The organism is Nocardia sp. NPDC006982 (assembly GCF_042869435.1).
Classification (GTDB): domain Bacteria; phylum Actinomycetota; class Actinomycetes; order Mycobacteriales; family Mycobacteriaceae; genus Nocardia.
Window position 1 is genome coordinate 291,879 of the sequence record NZ_JBIAFV010000002.1, and the last position, 15,330, is coordinate 307,208.

15 protein-coding genes are annotated in these 15,330 nt (G+C 66.1%); 9 read left to right on the forward strand and 6 right to left on the reverse strand.

What is annotated here, in order from left to right; genetic code table 11:
• Positions 1–1,172 precede the first annotated feature (1,172 nt).
• On the forward strand, positions 1,173–2,642 hold the full coding sequence (locus ACFYOW_RS10370) for a hypothetical protein (RefSeq protein WP_387286513.1): 1,470 nt from the start codon (positions 1,173–1,175) through the stop codon (positions 2,640–2,642).
• A 116-nt stretch (positions 2,643–2,758) separates the two neighbouring features.
• The gene (locus ACFYOW_RS10375) at positions 2,759–3,829 is read left to right on the forward strand and encodes a fused (3R)-hydroxyacyl-ACP dehydratase subunits HadA/HadB (protein ID WP_387286515.1); all 1,071 of its coding nucleotides are present in this window, start codon (positions 2,759–2,761) and stop codon (positions 3,827–3,829) included.
• Between the two features lie 10 nt (positions 3,830–3,839).
• Here the strand turns inward: ACFYOW_RS10375 and ACFYOW_RS10380 are convergent, their stop codons facing one another.
• Entirely contained in the window at positions 3,840–5,294 is a 1,455-nt protein-coding gene (locus ACFYOW_RS10380) for a DUF4185 domain-containing protein (protein WP_387286517.1), read from the reverse strand.
• 330 nt (positions 5,295–5,624) lie between these two features.
• On the opposite strand from ACFYOW_RS10380, the gene ACFYOW_RS10385 reads away from it, so the two are divergent.
• Positions 5,625–5,963, forward strand: coding sequence for an excalibur calcium-binding domain-containing protein (locus ACFYOW_RS10385; protein WP_387286519.1), 339 nt, complete (start codon positions 5,625–5,627; stop codon positions 5,961–5,963).
• 4 nt (positions 5,964–5,967) lie between these two features.
• On the opposite strand, the gene ACFYOW_RS10390 is transcribed toward ACFYOW_RS10385, so the two are convergent.
• Entirely contained in the window at positions 5,968–7,086 is a 1,119-nt protein-coding gene (locus ACFYOW_RS10390; protein ID WP_063044796.1) for a BTAD domain-containing putative transcriptional regulator, read from the reverse strand.
• Positions 7,087–7,117: 31 nt separating this feature from the next.
• Entirely contained in the window at positions 7,118–8,152 is a 1,035-nt protein-coding gene (fbaA, locus tag ACFYOW_RS10395) for a class II fructose-bisphosphate aldolase (protein ID WP_387287452.1), read from the reverse strand.
• Between the two features lie 334 nt (positions 8,153–8,486).
• Here fbaA and ACFYOW_RS10400 point away from each other — a divergent pair, with 334 nt between their 5' ends.
• Positions 8,487–9,146 carry a DedA family protein gene (locus ACFYOW_RS10400; RefSeq protein WP_084509133.1) on the forward strand — a complete coding sequence of 220 codons (660 nt, stop codon included), beginning with the start codon at positions 8,487–8,489 and terminating at the stop codon, positions 9,144–9,146.
• Between the two features lie 19 nt (positions 9,147–9,165).
• Positions 9,166–9,849, forward strand: a complete 684-nt coding sequence (locus ACFYOW_RS10405) for a DedA family protein (protein ID WP_387287454.1) — start codon at positions 9,166–9,168, stop codon at positions 9,847–9,849.
• 39 nt (positions 9,850–9,888) lie between these two features.
• Here the strand turns inward: ACFYOW_RS10405 and ACFYOW_RS10410 are convergent, their stop codons facing one another.
• The 3 genes from ACFYOW_RS10410 to ACFYOW_RS10420 form a co-directional block, all read right to left on the reverse strand.
• The gene (locus ACFYOW_RS10410) at positions 9,889–10,017 is read right to left on the reverse strand and encodes a helix-turn-helix domain-containing protein (RefSeq protein WP_387286522.1); all 129 of its coding nucleotides are present in this window, start codon (positions 10,015–10,017) and stop codon (positions 9,889–9,891) included.
• A 155-nt stretch (positions 10,018–10,172) separates the two neighbouring features.
• On the reverse strand, positions 10,173–10,826 hold the full coding sequence (locus tag ACFYOW_RS10415) for a LuxR C-terminal-related transcriptional regulator (RefSeq protein WP_387286524.1): 654 nt from the start codon (positions 10,824–10,826) through the stop codon (positions 10,173–10,175).
• Positions 10,823–12,187, reverse strand: a complete 1,365-nt coding sequence (locus ACFYOW_RS10420) for a sensor histidine kinase (RefSeq protein WP_387286526.1) — start codon at positions 12,185–12,187, stop codon at positions 10,823–10,825. The genes ACFYOW_RS10415 and ACFYOW_RS10420 overlap by 4 nt, the downstream gene beginning before the upstream one ends.
• Positions 12,188–12,282: 95 nt before the next feature.
• Between ACFYOW_RS10420 and ACFYOW_RS10425 the strand changes: the two genes are divergently transcribed.
• The 4 genes from ACFYOW_RS10425 to ACFYOW_RS10440 all read left to right on the forward strand — a co-directional run bounded on the left by ACFYOW_RS10425 (position 12,283) and on the right by ACFYOW_RS10440 (position 15,305).
• Complete coding sequence (locus tag ACFYOW_RS10425) at positions 12,283–12,621, forward strand: hypothetical protein (protein WP_063044812.1); 339 nt, start codon at positions 12,283–12,285, stop codon at positions 12,619–12,621.
• Positions 12,622–12,659: 38 nt separating this feature from the next.
• Entirely contained in the window at positions 12,660–13,340 is a 681-nt protein-coding gene (locus tag ACFYOW_RS10430; RefSeq protein WP_387286528.1) for a TrmH family RNA methyltransferase, read from the forward strand.
• A 117-nt stretch (positions 13,341–13,457) separates the two neighbouring features.
• Positions 13,458–14,546 carry a glycoside hydrolase family 76 protein gene (locus ACFYOW_RS10435; RefSeq protein WP_387287456.1) on the forward strand — a complete coding sequence of 363 codons (1,089 nt, stop codon included), beginning with the start codon at positions 13,458–13,460 and terminating at the stop codon, positions 14,544–14,546.
• Between the two features lie 306 nt (positions 14,547–14,852).
• Positions 14,853–15,305, forward strand: coding sequence for a hypothetical protein (locus ACFYOW_RS10440; protein WP_387286530.1), 453 nt, complete (start codon positions 14,853–14,855; stop codon positions 15,303–15,305).
• The last annotated feature ends 25 nt before the right edge of the window (positions 15,306–15,330 follow it).

Consider the following 15,330-nt stretch of genomic DNA (forward strand, 5'->3'; position numbering starts at 1 on the left):
CAGCCAATGCGCCGTCATCAACTTCCGCCTCAGGTGGCGCAGGTCAACGGGCTGGCGGCGCAACCCCATCCGCTCAGACGCCGACCGGCGTAACACGGTCGGGCAACGCGGGCCAGCGCGATGCCGGTGCAGCCTCGCCTCCCGCGCGGGGTAACGCAACCAGGCCAGGCAACGCAACCGCCGCAGGCGGCGCGGGCCGACGAGACAGCGGCAGCGCCTCCCCTGCCTCTGCGCCGGAAAACACAGCCAAGCCGGGCGGCGGGGACCAACAAGGTGGCAGCGCAACACCATCCGTTCAAACACCGAGCGGCGTATCGAGGCCGGGCGGCGCAAGCCGGCGAGATAGCGGCACAGCCTCGTCGACTCCCGCGCCGGGCGGCGCTGCCAACCTCGGCAGCACGGCCCAGCGAGGTGGCGGCAGCCCATCTGCTCCCACGCCGGGCAACGCAACCAGGCCAGGCGACACAACCAGGCTGGGCGACACAACCAGGCTGGGCGACACAACCAGGCTGGGCGACACAACCAGGCTGGGCGACACAACCAGGCTGGGCGACACAACCAGGCTGGGCGGCGCAGCCAACTCCGGCGGCGCAGGCCAACGCAGTGGCGGCGCTACCCCTTTTGCTCCCACACCGGGTAACGCAACCAAGCCAGGCGGTGCAGGCCAGCGAGACAGCGGCACAGCCTCACATGCTCCAACGCCCGGCAGCGCCAACCCCGGCGGCGCGGCCCAGCGAGGTGGCAGCTCACCGGCTCCCGCGCCCGGCAGCACAGGCCAGCGAGATAGCGGCAACGCCTCACATGCTCCAACGCCCGGCGGCGCAGGCCAACGAGATAACGGCACAGTCCCACCAGCTCCAACGCCCGGCAGCGCCAACCCCGGCGGCGCGGCCCAGCAAGGTGGCACCTCACCGGCTCCCGCGCCCGGCAGCACAAGCCAGCGAGAGCGCGGCGCGGCTCCATCTGGACCTGCGCAGGGCGGCGCAACCGGGCCGGGTGGTGTCGGCCGACGAGACAGCGGCACAGCCTCACCGGCAGCGCCGGGCGGCGGAACCAACCCGGGTGGCGCGGGTCAACGAGATCGCGGCGCGGCGTCGTCTGCGCCCGGTTCCGCGGAACCGGGCGCAGCTGCCGATTCCACACGGTCCGGCGGTGACGCCGCGAACTCCGAGGTGAAGACCACGGAGATCTCGCGTAGTGGCGTCGAGGGCAAGACGGCTTCCACGAAGGCGCCGGGTGCGGCGACGCCGGTTGGCGGCTCCGGGGGAGCAACCGATACTGGCTCCGGGCCGAATGCGCCGACCGTCGTGATCAAACGAGGTGGTCCCGCCGCTCAGTCCGCTGGTGGTGCGGCGAGGTCCGCCGCGGCTGCTGCTGCGGCCGGTGGAACTGCCGCTGCGGCCACCGCAGGATCCGATGCTGAGGCCGCGGTAGGAGACGAGCCCGCGGCATCCACCGCGGGGGCGACCGCATCAAGTGCCGCCAAATCGACCACTCCGACGGGAGCTGAGCCACCGTCTGAAACCCCGTCACCAGGTGACGCCCCAGTATCGGCGACGGGATCCGCTGCCGAAACCGCTGTAATTCAGCGGGATTCGGCTGCGGCCAAGTCTGCGACAGCGGCCGACAAGGTCGACGATACCGCGGGTGCGGATGCGGCGACCATGGTGATGCGCCGGATCGATCCGAAGGCGAAGTCGACCGCCGAGGCAGCGACTGCTGCTCCGGCGCAGGATGAGCCGGATTTGGCGGGCGCGGACGACAAGACAGTCGCCATGCCGGTGGTTTCGAAGCTGGATGCCGAGCAGACCGTCGCACTGCCGATTCAGAAGCCGGCCGACAAGGACGCCACGCAGCGAATGCGGACCGATGCCGGGACCAAGCCCGGTACCGACCGCGTCGTTGCGCCCGCGGCGCGGCCCGGTCCCATCAGCAAGCCGCCGAGCACACCACGTCCGGCGGCGGGTCCGAAACAGGCTGGGGCGCAAGGGCCTTCGCAAAGTGGGCCGGGGGTCGAGGAGACCGCACCCTCGGCGCCGCGCGGGCCAGGGCGGCCGCGTCAGGTCGCGTCGGCCCCGTCACCTGCGGACACCCAGCTGACTCGACCCGCGCAGCCGGTCACCGGATCGCGACCGATGGCCCAGCCGCAGCGGATCACGCCGCCCGGTCAGCAACCGGCGGCCGGCGAGGCACCGGCCGAGCGCTCGAAGCGCTGGTTGTTCCTCGGTGCGGCCGCGGTGGCGCTCATCGCGGTGATCGCGCTCGCGGTCGCGCTCATCGGGAGCCGGGGCGACAACTCCCCGGAGGCCAAAGTGCGCGCCACCATCACCGATTACACCCAGGCGCTGAAATCCGGCGATCTCGCGGCGCTGCGCAACACCACCTGCGGACAGTTGCACGACTTCTATCAGGGCATTGCGGCGGACCAGTTCGCGGGCGTGCACCAGCTGTCGATGGATCGCAAGAACATTCCCGTGGTGGCGAGCGTCGATGCGATCAAGATCACAGACAAGACGGCGATCGCGCAGGCCACCGTGTACACCGACGCCGATCCGACGAAGCGCTCGGCGCGGACTTTCGATCTGGAGCAGACCGCCGACGGCTGGAAGGTCTGTGACCCGCCGAGTGCCGGGACGCCCTAGCCGAACGGTGACGCCGAGTCCAGCAGGGCATATCCAAAAGGTAAGCCCTCTAACCGGTTGCGAACGTCACACTTACCTGGTCATCAGACCGGTTCGCCAGTAGCATGGCCCGGATCATGGTCAGGGAGCAGACAATCGAAAAGCCGGAAGTCGAAGTGGTCGAGCAGACAGCCACGCTGGCGGGAAGCCGGTTCCGGGTTCGCGAACACTATTCGGTAGGCCGGGAGAAGGTCCGTGAGTTCGCCCGCGCGACGCAGAGTCGCCACGGTGCGCACTACTCCGAACCCGATGCGCTCGAGCTCGGTTACGACGGGATCATCGCGCCGCCGACCTTCGCCTCGGTCATCGGCATCAATGCGACCAGGGTCCTACTGGACACGGTGCTCACCGAATACGACCTGTCCCAGATCCTGCAGACCGACCAGGTCTTCGAGCTCACCCGCCCGATCCTGGCGGGCGACCGGCTCAGCACCGAGATCGTGATCGACTCGATCCGTCAGTTCGGCGATAACGACTTCATCCTGGTGACCTTCTCGCTGACCAACCAGCACGACGAGATCGTGGTATCGGGTTCGACCACCATCGTGGCGCGCCGCGGTGTCGAAGTGGATCCGAATATCGCGGCCGCCGTCGAGAACATCATGATGCACGCGCGCCCGGTCACCGTCGGTGATATCACGGTGCCGGACAGCGGCCCGCTGGTCGCCTTACCCGCGGATGCCCCGCCCCCCGGACAGCCCGCGGTGCGCAGCGCATCCGTGCGCTCGCTCCCGGACTTCGACCGGCTGGCCGTCGGCGATCAACTCCCGGCCGAGACCGCGTATGTGACGCGCGGCGATCTGACCAACTATGCGGGCGTTTCCGGCGATCCGAACCCGATTCACTTCAGCGAGCGCGCGGCCCAGTTGGCCGGACTGCCGACAGTGGTGGCGCACGGCATGCTGACCATGAGTCTGGCCGGTGATTATCTGACCTCCTGGCTCGGTGATCCGACGGCCATCGAAAAGTTCAGCGTGCGGTTCGCCGGATTCGTTCCGGTGACCGCCGAGGCGCCGAGCGCCGTCGAATTCAGCGGGAAGATCAAATCGCTCGATCCGCGCCGACGGACCGCGACCATTGTGCTCGCGGGTAATTCGGAGGGCCGCAAACTCTTCGGCCGGGCCATCGCCGAGGTTCGCTTCGCCTAGCGACGCAACCTCATTCGATGGTCGCGTGCACGAGATAGACGTTGTAGTCGCTCCAGGTCGAAATATTGAGGTACAGGTCCGAACCCGAGGACCAGGGGTGGATGAATCCGCCGTACAACTCGGGATATTCGCGCACCGTCACCGTCGGTGCGCCATCGGACCACACGCCCTGCGGTGAATTCGCTTCGCGGACGACCAGTGCCGCTTTCGCGGTATCCAAATAGCTCATCTGCCAGACGTTTCGGGAGGCGTCGAAGCGCACCGACAACTCACCGACGGGCGCGTCGACGATCGGGCTCGCGGAGCCGAATCCGCCTACCGGAGTCCAGTTTCCGTCTCGCCAGTACTGGTAGGCGGTGGTGTTGAGGAGCTGATCCTTCGGCACTCGCGCAAGGCCGACCGAGCCGAGGCGGGTATTGGGTGTGCCGAACATGTACACGTAGTCGTCATGCGGAACCATCGCGCTCACTTGGAAATTCGCGAGGCCGAAGATGTTGTCCCAACGCGCGTAGGGATCCTTGGTCCAGGTCTGACCGTGATCATCGGAATAGGCGATGCCGCCGTAATTGGTGAAGAACGTGCCCGGAATGCTGTTCCAGGTGCGAATCGACATGTAGCTCAGGTACTGCCGCGCACCGAGTGCGAATCCGGAGGTCGGAATCGTGGTGACCTCGACATTGTCGAGTTTGCGGCTGGAAAGCACCTCGGCCGCGTGGCAGCGGTCGTCGGTCACCATCCGGTCGTAGGTCATGCCGTCGGTGAGATCGCGATCGGTGCTGAATGCGAGCACATTGCTGCGCCAATCCGATCCCATTCCGCCCGGCGGGTGGAAGCCGCGTCCAACGGTGTCACCGAAGGCGGTCGCGATCTCCCCCGGCGCGCTCTCCCACATGATGCCGAGATCGGTGCCATCGACCTGCCAGCGCTTATCGGTCCGATTGACCGAATTCGCGCCGGTCTGCTTGGCCACCTCGGTGACCGCGCCGACCCGTGGCGTCGGCCGAGCCGCGGCCAAAGGGGCGGGCTCGGTCGATGGATCCACCCGCGGCGGAGGCGGTGGCACCTGACCGGGGTCCGGTCCCGGTCCCGGAATCGCGAAGTGGAAAGGCTTGGGGCTCAACAGAATTTCCGGAATGCCGAGTTGGCTCGCCGGACTCGGCGGCAGCGAAGGTAAGTCGGTCAGATCCGGGCACGGATTCGTGCACGGATCCGGCGGCAACTGCATCTGCGTCCGAACCGGCGCGGGTTCGGGCCGATCCGGCGGCAGCACGGTGATCACCGGATACGGAACCGGCACGTCGAGCGTCTTGGGTATCAAGCCTTCATGCGTCGCGGGCGGATCCGTCACACACGGCCCGGCCACCGGCCCCGCCTCCTCCGGCACGGCACCGGCTCGTGCCGCGCACGTCAACGCCCCGGCCGCATATACGACCACACCGAACACCGCAACCCACCGCCGAGCCATCCGCAACCCCTTGATATCTCGCGCAAAATTGGACACCCGCCGCATCAATGCTCTGCGCGATGTTGTGCACCAGCGCCCGACCCTACCCGTTTTGCCCGCTTCGCCCCGCCCGACTTACCGACCGAATAACCCATGCGCCGCACGGACATCCACAATTAACAGGAAACTCCTACTCCATTTTCGGGACCGCAGCCCAACCGCCTGCTAGCGTCCACGACACGACAACTCGAGTCGGGGTGAGTGGCCGTCCACCGGGGGAGCAAAGGGCCTCCGGTGGTTCTCATTCGACCGCACTGACATCGGCGTGGAAAGCGGAGCAGGATGGAGAATGTGAACGCTTCACTGATCTATCGCCGTGCTGTACCCGCGTTCGGCGCCGCCTGTCTGGTGGTCGGCGGTATAGCGATCGCGTCGCCGATCGCCACCGCCGATTCCTCTGCCGTCCAATTCGTTGCCGGGCCCGATAGTTCGCTTCCGGTGCCGTCCTATCGGCCGGGGCCGAAGGGGTCGAATGTGCCGCCGCCGGAGAAGTCGAAGGAGGAGGAGTCGCCTGGGTACTACACCGATTGCGATCAGGTTCGGGCCGAGGGGAAGTTGCCGCTCTATCGCGGTCAGCCCGGGTACAACCCGTATCTGGATCCGGATGGGGACGGCATCGCCTGCGACTGAGCGATTACTGCACGGCCTGGAACACCAGAACCGTTGCGCCGATGCGGATATTGTCGCCGTCGGCGAGCAGCGCACCGCTCTCGATCGCCTCGTCGTTGACATACACGCCGTTGGCCGAATGCAGATCCTTGATCAGCAACCCGGCCCGGCTCGGCATGATGTGCGCGTGGTAGCGACTGGCCTTCGGATCGTCGAGGACCAGATCGTTGTCGGTCATCCGGCCGATTCGCATGCCGCCCTGCGCGATTGCCGTGACCCGGCCGTCCGGCATGCGCAGTTGACCACTGCGGACCGCACGCGGCATCTCGGTGACCGTCTCGGTCATCGCCGCGGCCAGCCGCTCGGTGCGCTTGAGTTCCATCGTGCTCAGCGGTTCCTGCCGCAGCACCCGCTGTTCGAGATCGACCAGGACCGGGCCCGGATCGATACCGAGTTCGTCCGCGAGCACCGTACGCACCCGACGGCACGCGTCCAGCGCATCGGCCTGTCGGCCGGATAGGTACAGCGCGGTGATCAGCTGACCCCACAGCGGTTCGCGCAGCGGATGTTCATTGGTCATCGAGACCAACTCGCCGATCACCGATGACGCACGCCCACAGGCGATTTCGGCATCGATACGAGCCGAGGCGGCCTGCAGCCGCTCCTCGTCCATCGCGGTGGCGAAACCGTCGGCGAACTGCAGTCCGGCCAGATCAGCCAGTGCCCGACCGCTCCATTCGCGCAACGCGGTTCCGAACAGTTGCGACGCGCCCACATGGTCGCCGACCTCGGCGGCGCGCGTGCCCGCATCCCTGGCCGCCTCGAAGCGGCCGAGATCGCAGGCATCCTCCGGGATCTCGAGTCGATAACCGGATGATTCGGTGCGCAGCACCATGGCCGGATCCACACCCGAGTTACGCAGTGCCTTACGGATATTCGAGACGAATACCTGCAGGCTGGCGGCGTAGGAATCGGGCGGATCCTCGTTCCAGACCATATCGGCCAGCGCAGCCGAAGCCACCGCACGCCGTCGATTGACGGTCAGCGCGGCGAGCAACGCTCGCGGCTTGGGCCCGCCGACCGCCACCGGTTCACCACCGACGAGCAGTCGAACGGGCCCGAGCACGCGCACATCCAGAACCATGTGCTCAATGCCCCCCGAAGGGTAAATAGGGTCAGGCGCTGATCGAGCGACCCGCGGACTTCAGATCATTGCACGCCTCGACGACACGTGCCGCCATGGCCGATTCGGCCTTCTTCAGGTAGCTGCGCGGATCGTAGGCCTTCTTGTTGCCGACCTCGCCGTCGATCTTGAGCACACCGTCGTAGTTGCTGAACATGTGCGCTGCCACCGGCCGGGTGAACGCGTACTGGGTGTCGGTGTCGACGTTCATCTTCACCACACCGAAGCGCAGCGAATCCTCGATCTCCGACTTCAGCGAGCCCGAACCGCCGTGGAAGACGAAATCGAACGGCTGCGCGTCCGCCGCCAGACCCAGCTTGGCCGCGGCGACGCGCTGCCCCTCGGCCAGCACCTCGGGCTTGAGCACCACATTGCCCGGCTTGTACACGCCGTGCACATTGCCGAAGGTCGCGGCGAGCAGGTACTTGCCGTTCTCGCCCGCGCCGAGCGCGTCGATGGTCTTCTGGAAGTCCTCGGGCGAGGTGTAGAGCTTCTCGTTGATCTCGGCCTCGACACCGTCCTCTTCACCGCCGACGACGCCGATCTCGACCTCGAGGATGATGTTCGCGGCGTTGGTCGCCTTGAGCAGCTCCTTGGCGATCTCCAGGTTCTCGTCGATCGGGATCGCCGAGCCGTCCCACATATGCGACTGGAACAGCGGGTTCTTGCCCGCGTTCACCCGCTCCTGGGAGACGGCGATCAGCGGACGCACGAAGGTGTCCAGCTTGTCCTTGGGGCAGTGGTCGGTGTGCAGCGCGATGGTCACGTCGTAGCGCGCGGCGATCACATGCGCGAATTCGGCCAGTGCGACCGCGCCGACGACCATATCCTTCACACCCTGGCCCGAACCGAACTCCGCGCCGCCGGTGGAGAACTGGATGATGCCGTCGCTGCCCGCGTCGGCGAAGCCTTTGATGGCCGCGTTGACGGTTTCCGAGGAGGTGCAGTTGATGGCCGGGAAGGCAAAGGAGTTCGCTTTGGCCCGACCGAGCATCTCGGCGTAGACCTCCGGAGTCGCGATGGGCACTGTGAAGACCTCCGTGTTGTGCGGCAAAAGACAATTCTGTCAGTCCACAGACTAGGCCAGCGCCTTTTTGCCGTGTTTGACGGCCAGGCACTAAGTCGCAAGGCCCGTGCCCGACCTGCCACGCACGGAGCGAGTCTTACGAGCGACGTTCGCCGTGCCGCAGGCGCGGCAAATCAAACACAGGTACTGTTGGCCGCGTAATTGCGCTGGCAGCTTCCGATGCGGTGGCAAGCAATGCAGGCCAGCCGTACCCGGGACAGGAGGCCGCGTGATTCTGCTGGCAGCGACAGAATCGGTGACGAGCAACGTCGCATTGACCCAGTTGCTGGACCCGATGCACCTGCTTACGGAGACGTGGCTCAAGAACGCGGTGCTCCCGGCGATCCTGGTGATCGTCTTCATCGAGACCGGTCTGCTCTTCCCGATCCTCCCGGGCGATTCGCTGCTGTTCACCGGCGGCCTGCTGTCCGCGACGGATAATCCGCCGGTATCCATCTGGATCCTGTTGCCCGCCGTCATGGTGACCGCCTTCGCCGGTGATCAATGCGCGTATTGGATCGGCCGGGCCATCGGGCCCGCACTGTTCCACAAGGAAGACACCCGGTTGTTCAAGAAGCACTACGTCACCCAGACGCATGCCTTCTTCGAAAAGCACGGACCGAAGACGATCATCCTGGCCCGATTCGTGCCGATCGTGCGCACGTTCATGCCGGTGCTGGCGGGTGTGTCCAAGATGGATTACCGCAAATTCGTCACCTTCGACATCGTCGGCGCCGTCCTGTGGGGCGGCGGTGTCACGGTGCTCGGCTACTTCCTCGGCAATATCGAATTCATTCGCAAGAACATCGAGCCGATCTTCCTGCTCATCGTCCTTATCTCGATCCTGCCCGGCATCATCGCGGTGGCCAAGAAGGTGCTCAACCGCGGTGCGGACGAGGCCGCTCAGCACGACGACGCCGCGCTGACCGCCTCGACGAACGAGCCGACCCACTGAGCCGGTGTCCACGGCGCAGTTGCCCCTAGCAGTGGGCAGTTTCGATCCGCTGACCTCGGCGGGGCCCGCGCTCGTCTGGACGGTGGTACTGACCTTCGTCTTCCTCGAATGCGCGTTGATCATCGGGTTGTTCCTGCCGGGGGATTCGATGCTCATCACCGCGGGCATCGTGATGGCCTCCAACGCCGCGGGCGAAGCCCATGTCTGGGCGTTGTCCATCGGCGCGATGGTCGCGGCCATCGCGGGCAACCAGGTCGGCTATGTCATCGGGCATCGCACCGGCCACCATCTGGTGGCCAGGAAGAACGGCCGCTACATCAACACCCGCAACCTGCAGCGGGTCACCGAACTGCTACAGCGGCACGGTTTCCTCGCGGTACTCATTTCGCGCTGGATCCCGTGGGTGCGCACGCTGTGCCCGATGGTCGCGGGCGCGGCGCGGATGGATCACCGCAAATACACCGTCGCCAGCACCGTCGGCGCCATTATCTGGGCGCCGGTGCTGCTGCTCATCGGCTACTACGCGGGCAGTTTCCTGGACCGGGTGCCGTGGCTGATGCCAGGTGTCATCGGCACCCTGGTGGTCGGGCTGATCATCGGAACCGCCATCGGCATCCGGCACTACCGCCAGGAGATCGCCAAACCCGCCGAGGATTTCGATTTCGAAACCGCTGGCGACGATACGAAAACAGCCTCGCTTTGACTCGCTGACCGGCGCAACTGCCCGCGTCCCCGTGCTGGATCAGGCGGCATCGGTTTTCTCGAACCGGGCGACGAACCGCAGTTCGAGTGCGTGCGCCAACCGGTCCAGCATGCCGATGGTGGGTGTGCCGCCGCCGGACTCGAGCCGGGAAGCGTCGGGCTGGTGCAAGCCAGTAGGTGATGCGCATCTCCCGTGGGTGCAGGTGGAATCGCAGTTCCCGCACGCCGTCGCCGAGGTTCCGAGACCACGGTTCACCTAACGTCTGCGCGCGCAAGAGCATCGCTCGCTGCCCGACGATCTACGATCAGCGCGGATGAGCCGGTTCAGCCCTTCAGGCGCAGAACTGCGAGGACTCTGCGGTGGTGGGTGTCGGAGGGTGGCAGATCCAGTTTGGTGAAGATATTGCCGATGTGCTTTTCGACCGCGCGCTCGGTGACCGTGAGTGCGGTCGCGATCGCATTGTTCGACAGTCCCTGTGCCATCAGTTCGAGGACCTCACGCTCGCGGGGTGTGAGCCGGGCGAGCGAATCCTGTTGGCGTGCGGCGCCCATCAACTGACTCACCACCTCCGGGTCGAGTGCGGTACCGCCGGTGGCGACGCGGTCCAGGGCGTCGACGAAGTCGCGGACGTCGGCCACCCGATCCTTGAGCAGATAGCCGACGCCGTTCGCGCCACCGGCGAGAAGTTCGGTGGCATAGCGAGTTTCGATCCACTGCGAGAACACCAGCACGCCGGTGAGCGGATATTTGCGGCGCAACTCGATTGCCGCGAGCAGCCCCTCGTCGGTGAAGGTCGGCGGCATCCGCACATCGACCACGGCCACGTCGGGGTATTGGGTGCCGACCACATCGCTCAAGGTGGTGGCGTCGCCGACGATGGCGACCACCTCGTGGCCGCGCTCGGTCAGCAGCCCGGCCAGTCCGTCGCGCAGGATCGCATTGTCCTCGGCGATGACCACCCGCAACGGCGTACTCATCGTGGCCCGGCCGTCGGCAGCAGAATGGTCACCACGGTCGGCCCCCCGGTCGGACTCTGTACAGTCAGCGTGCCGTCCACCGCACCCGCCCGCGCGGCCAGTCCGGAAAGTCCGCTGCCCGCGACGTGTTCTCCGTCCATCGGCTGCAGTACACCACCGATTCCGTTGTCGCGCACGGAAACCGCGATGGTGTGCGCATCGGTCGGCACGACCGACACCCACGCACCGGTGGCATTCGCATGTTTGACCACATTGGTGAGCAGTTCGGCGACCGAGAAGTAGGCAATCGCCTCGATCGCGGGATTCGGCCGCTGCGGCAGATGGACTCGCAGCTCCACCGGAACGGCACACCGCGAAGCCAGTGTTTCCAGTGCCGGCTCGAGCCCCAATTCGAGTGCGGGCGGGTGGATTCCGCGCACCATTTCCCGCAATTCGGTCAGCGCCTCCTTGGCATTGGCGTGTGCGTCGGCGATCAGGTCGCGAGCGTCACCACCGTGAGATATCCGCTCCTCGGCCCGGCCAAGGGCCATGGCGATGGTGACCAAGCGCGCTTGCGTGCCATCGTGCAGATCGCGCTCCACCCGACGCAGCGTCGCCGCCGAATCCTCAACTGCCGCACGCCGACTCGCACGCAACTCGACCAATTGCCGGTCCCGCGCCGTCGCCGACAGCAAGGCGATGGTGAGCAGTTCGTGCACCCAGCACACCGCGCGCAGCAGCCACGGCAGTGCGAAGCAGCAGATGATGCCGACCGCGGACATCAGCAAAACCCTTGGCCAAGTGTCGATATAGAAGGATCCGAACTGGGCCAGCGAATGGTGCTCTACGCCGTTGTCGTCGATATTCGTCGGATTGAACAGCACCCACGGGATGGGCGAGAGTGCTGTGAATACCGTCACGGCCACCACGATCAGCACGAGATAACCGCCGACCACACCGAGTACGGCCTGCGCGAACAGGAACAGAATGGCCCGCCAACTCGCGCGATCGGTGAACGCGCTCTTCAGAAATCCGAAAAAGCCTCGCTGCGAAACATACGGCGGCGGCGCGTCGACAGGCGTATCCAGCAGATCCCTGGCCAGCGCGCGATACACCTTCGCCCACAGCCGCGCGCCCAGCATCACCAGTGCCAGGATCGGGATGCCGATCAGGAAGATCGAGGCGTACAAACCGCCGCCGAAACCGAAGAACAGGTAGCAGACGGCGAGCATGCCGATCACGAAAACCGTGAATACATAGACGAGTTGCTTCCAGGTCCGGGCCTGGATCGGCGCCCGCAGTACCGCGCGCAGCACCTCTCGCGCGTCCGGACCGGTCTTGCCGGTGGGCGCGTCGAGCACGAGGGTTTGTGTCTCGGTCATGGACTCCATGGTTGTCGCGGGCACGGCGGCATTCGATCGAGCTGACCGGCGAAACGGAGGTGTGGCCAGCCACACCACCAACTACCATCCTGCGCATGAACTATCCGCCGCCACCGCAGTACGGTTCGCCGTACGGCTACCCAGCCTATGGCCCGCCGCAGGATCATCCGCAAGCCATCACGATCATGATCCTCGGCATTCTCGGCCTGCTGCTGTGCCAGTTCCTCGGCCCGGTCGCGTGGGTGATGGGCAAGAAGGCGCTCAACGAGATCGATGCGTCCGGCGGCGCCATCGGTGGTCGCGGCAGCGTCCAGGCCGGATATATCTGCGGCATGATCGCCTCGATACTGCTGATCCTGACCATTCTGTTCGTCATCCTGATGGTGGTCCTCGCCGCTGTCGGCGTCCTGGGCTCTTCGTCCTCGACGTACTGAATCGTGCCGTCGGAACGGCCGGAATTAGCATCGTCGGGGTGAACCACCCCGCGCCGGATACGGCCGAGCAGCCAGGACCCACCGAATGGGGCGAGCACCCGCACGGTGTCGGACCATGGGCGCAGGAACATGGGGAAGCCCCGCCGGAGGATCCGCATTACGATCCGGAGCTGCTTGCCGGCGGTGACCGCCGCAATGTCGTCGATGCCTACCGCTATTGGAAGCGCGAGGCGATCATCGCCGATATCGACCGCCGCAGGCATCCGTTCCACGTCGCCATCGAGAACTTCGGCCACGATGCGAATATCGGCACCGTGGTGCGCACCGCCAACGCCTTCGCCGCGGCCGCCGTGCACATCGTCGGCAGGCGGCGCTGGAATCGCCGCGGCGCCATGGTCACCGACCGCTATCAGCACATCGAACATCACACCGATATCGGCGAGCTACTCGCCTTCGCCGAACGGGAAAACCTGACCGTGGTCGCCGTGGACAACGTGCCCGGGTCGGTTCCGCTGGAAACCGTCGAGTTGCCGCGCCGCTGCCTGCTGCTTTTCGGGCAGGAAGGGCCGGGTGTCACCGAACATGCCAAGGGCGCGGCGGCACTGACGGTTTCGATCGCGCAGTTCGGTTCGACCCGTAGTATCAATGCCGGAGTCGCGGCCGGCATCGCAATGCACGCATGGATCCGGCAACATGCCGATTTGACGTCAGCTTGGTAACGAAAAGATCGGTATTGATCGGCTCGAAGCTGGCACCATTGACCCATGACCTCGCGGAGCCCGGAAACCGGGCGCGATGCTGCCCCCACGCCCGTGCTGTGGTCCGAGCGCGCGGATATGGCCGAATCCGCGATCGTCTCTCGGCACCTACGCGCGCTATGGGCCGTGCCGGGAACCGAATTGGGTGTCGTCGGTTGGCCGGCGACCCGTCGTGAGCGGGCCTTCGCATCCTGGCACTACTGGTGGCAGGCCCATCTGATCGACTGTGCGGTCGATGCCGCCAACCGGGTGCCGACGCCGACGCGACGCAACCGCATCGCCGCGATCGCGCGGGCGCATCGGCTGCGCAATATCACCGGCTGGACCAATAGCTACTACGACGATATGGCTTGGCTGGCAATCGCTTTGGAGCGTGCCGAGCGAACCCAGGGCGTCACCGAGGTGCGCGGCGGTCTGATCGCACTCGAGAAGGAGCTGTACGGCGCGTGGGATCCGGCGCGTGGCGGCGGTGTGCCGTGGCGGGTCGGCGCGGACTATTTCAATGCTCCCGCCAACGGACCGGCCGCGATCGCGCTGCTGCGCCTCGGCCGCCACGTCCGTGCACAGGAAATGGCGGACTGGATCGACGCGACGTTGTGCGACAAGGAATCCGGCCTGATCCTGGACGGCATCCACCTGCCCTCCGGCGAGATCGAGAGCCCGACCTTCACCTATTGCCAGGGCGTGGTGCTCGGCCTGGAGGCCGAACTCGCGGTGCACACCGGCGAGCCGCGGCACAGTGAACGGGTGCACCGGCTGCTCACCGCGGTCGAGGAGCAGATGACCACCGATGGGGTGATCAATGGCGGCGGTGGCGGCGACGGCGGACTGTTCAACGGAATCCTGGCCCGCTATCTCGCGGTGGTCGCGCTGATGCTGCCCGGCGACGAGCGCGAACAGGTGGCCGACCGGCGGACCGCGGCGGCCATTGTGCGCGCCAGCGCCGCGGCCGCCTGGGCGAACCGGCTCCAGGTCGAGGGCGAGCCGCTGTTCGGGCACGACTGGAACAAACCCGCCCAGTTACCCGGCGGCCGGTCCGGTGCCGGACATTTCACCGCGGGCGGTTCGGTGACCTCCTCACGGGTGCCCGAACGCGATATGTCGGTGCAACTGTCGGGTTGGCTGCTGATGGAGGCGGCCTACCAGGTCAGCGCCGCCGGGCTGTAGGCATAAGCCTGCCCCTGCCGTATCGATCAGATGATCAAAAGCATTGCCAGACAATTGATCAGCGGCAGTACCGGGTGTTCGGCACAACCGTGAGGGTTCGACGGCACCGCTGCGCGCAAGACTGCGAGGGGAGACCGAACCGACCGAGAAGCATTCCGGGCTCGCCGACCCATTCGGTTGCCCATCATGCGGCATGCACTGTTGGGACGCGGTGGGACGGGCAGGTCACGGTTGTGGTCAAGGCGGGTTCACGGTGGGGTGAGCGGTCCTATTCTGGAGGTGCAGGGCAGTCGGGTGGAGGCTGGCATGGATCACGCACGCGTTCTCCGCACAGTGCTCGGGGTGACCACCGGGTATTTGATCGTGCTCGGATTCTGGCTGGGCTGGCTACTACCGCATACGCCGCCGGGGACCGAGCCATTTCAGATCGTCGCGCTGGTCGGGCTGTTCGGATCATGCGTGGGCGTCGGAATGCTATTGGCGGCTCGGCCATCGCGCGCGGATCGGCAGTTGTGGCGGCACGGGCTGGAGGGGTGGGCGACCATCGAGGGCGCGCATACGCTGCAGCGCACCGATCATCACACCGAACTGACCGAACTCGATCTGGAGCTCGTTGTGCCGGGGTCCGAAAGTTACCGTGGCACCATCGTTTTCGATGTCACCCCGGCCGATAAGCCGCGGCTCGCGGTCGGCGAGACCATCTCCATCCGGGTCGATCCGCAAAATCGCGATCGGATCATTCTCGTTCTGGGGCAATAACTCTCGACCAACTGCACGCTCCCGG

Coding starts and splice junctions, on each gene's coding strand:
- ACFYOW_RS10375 (WP_387286515.1), top strand. CDS start 2,759: ATGGTCAGGGAGCAGACAATCGAAAAGCCGGAAGTCGAAGTGGTCGAG.
- ACFYOW_RS10380 (WP_387286517.1), bottom strand. CDS start 5,294: ATGGCTCGGCGGTGGGTTGCGGTGTTCGGTGTGGTCGTATATGCGGCC.
- ACFYOW_RS10390 (WP_063044796.1), bottom strand. CDS start 7,086: ATGGTTCTGGATGTGCGCGTGCTCGGGCCCGTTCGACTGCTCGTCGGT.
- ACFYOW_RS10400 (WP_084509133.1), top strand. CDS start 8,487: ATGCACCTGCTTACGGAGACGTGGCTCAAGAACGCGGTGCTCCCGGCG.
- ACFYOW_RS10415 (WP_387286524.1), bottom strand. CDS start 10,826: ATGAGTACGCCGTTGCGGGTGGTCATCGCCGAGGACAATGCGATCCTG.
- ACFYOW_RS10420 (WP_387286526.1), bottom strand. CDS start 12,187: ATGACCGAGACACAAACCCTCGTGCTCGACGCGCCCACCGGCAAGACC.
- ACFYOW_RS10425 (WP_063044812.1), top strand. CDS start 12,283: ATGAACTATCCGCCGCCACCGCAGTACGGTTCGCCGTACGGCTACCCA.
- ACFYOW_RS10435 (WP_387287456.1), top strand. CDS start 13,458: ATGGCCGAATCCGCGATCGTCTCTCGGCACCTACGCGCGCTATGGGCC.
- ACFYOW_RS10440 (WP_387286530.1), top strand. CDS start 14,853: ATGGATCACGCACGCGTTCTCCGCACAGTGCTCGGGGTGACCACCGGG.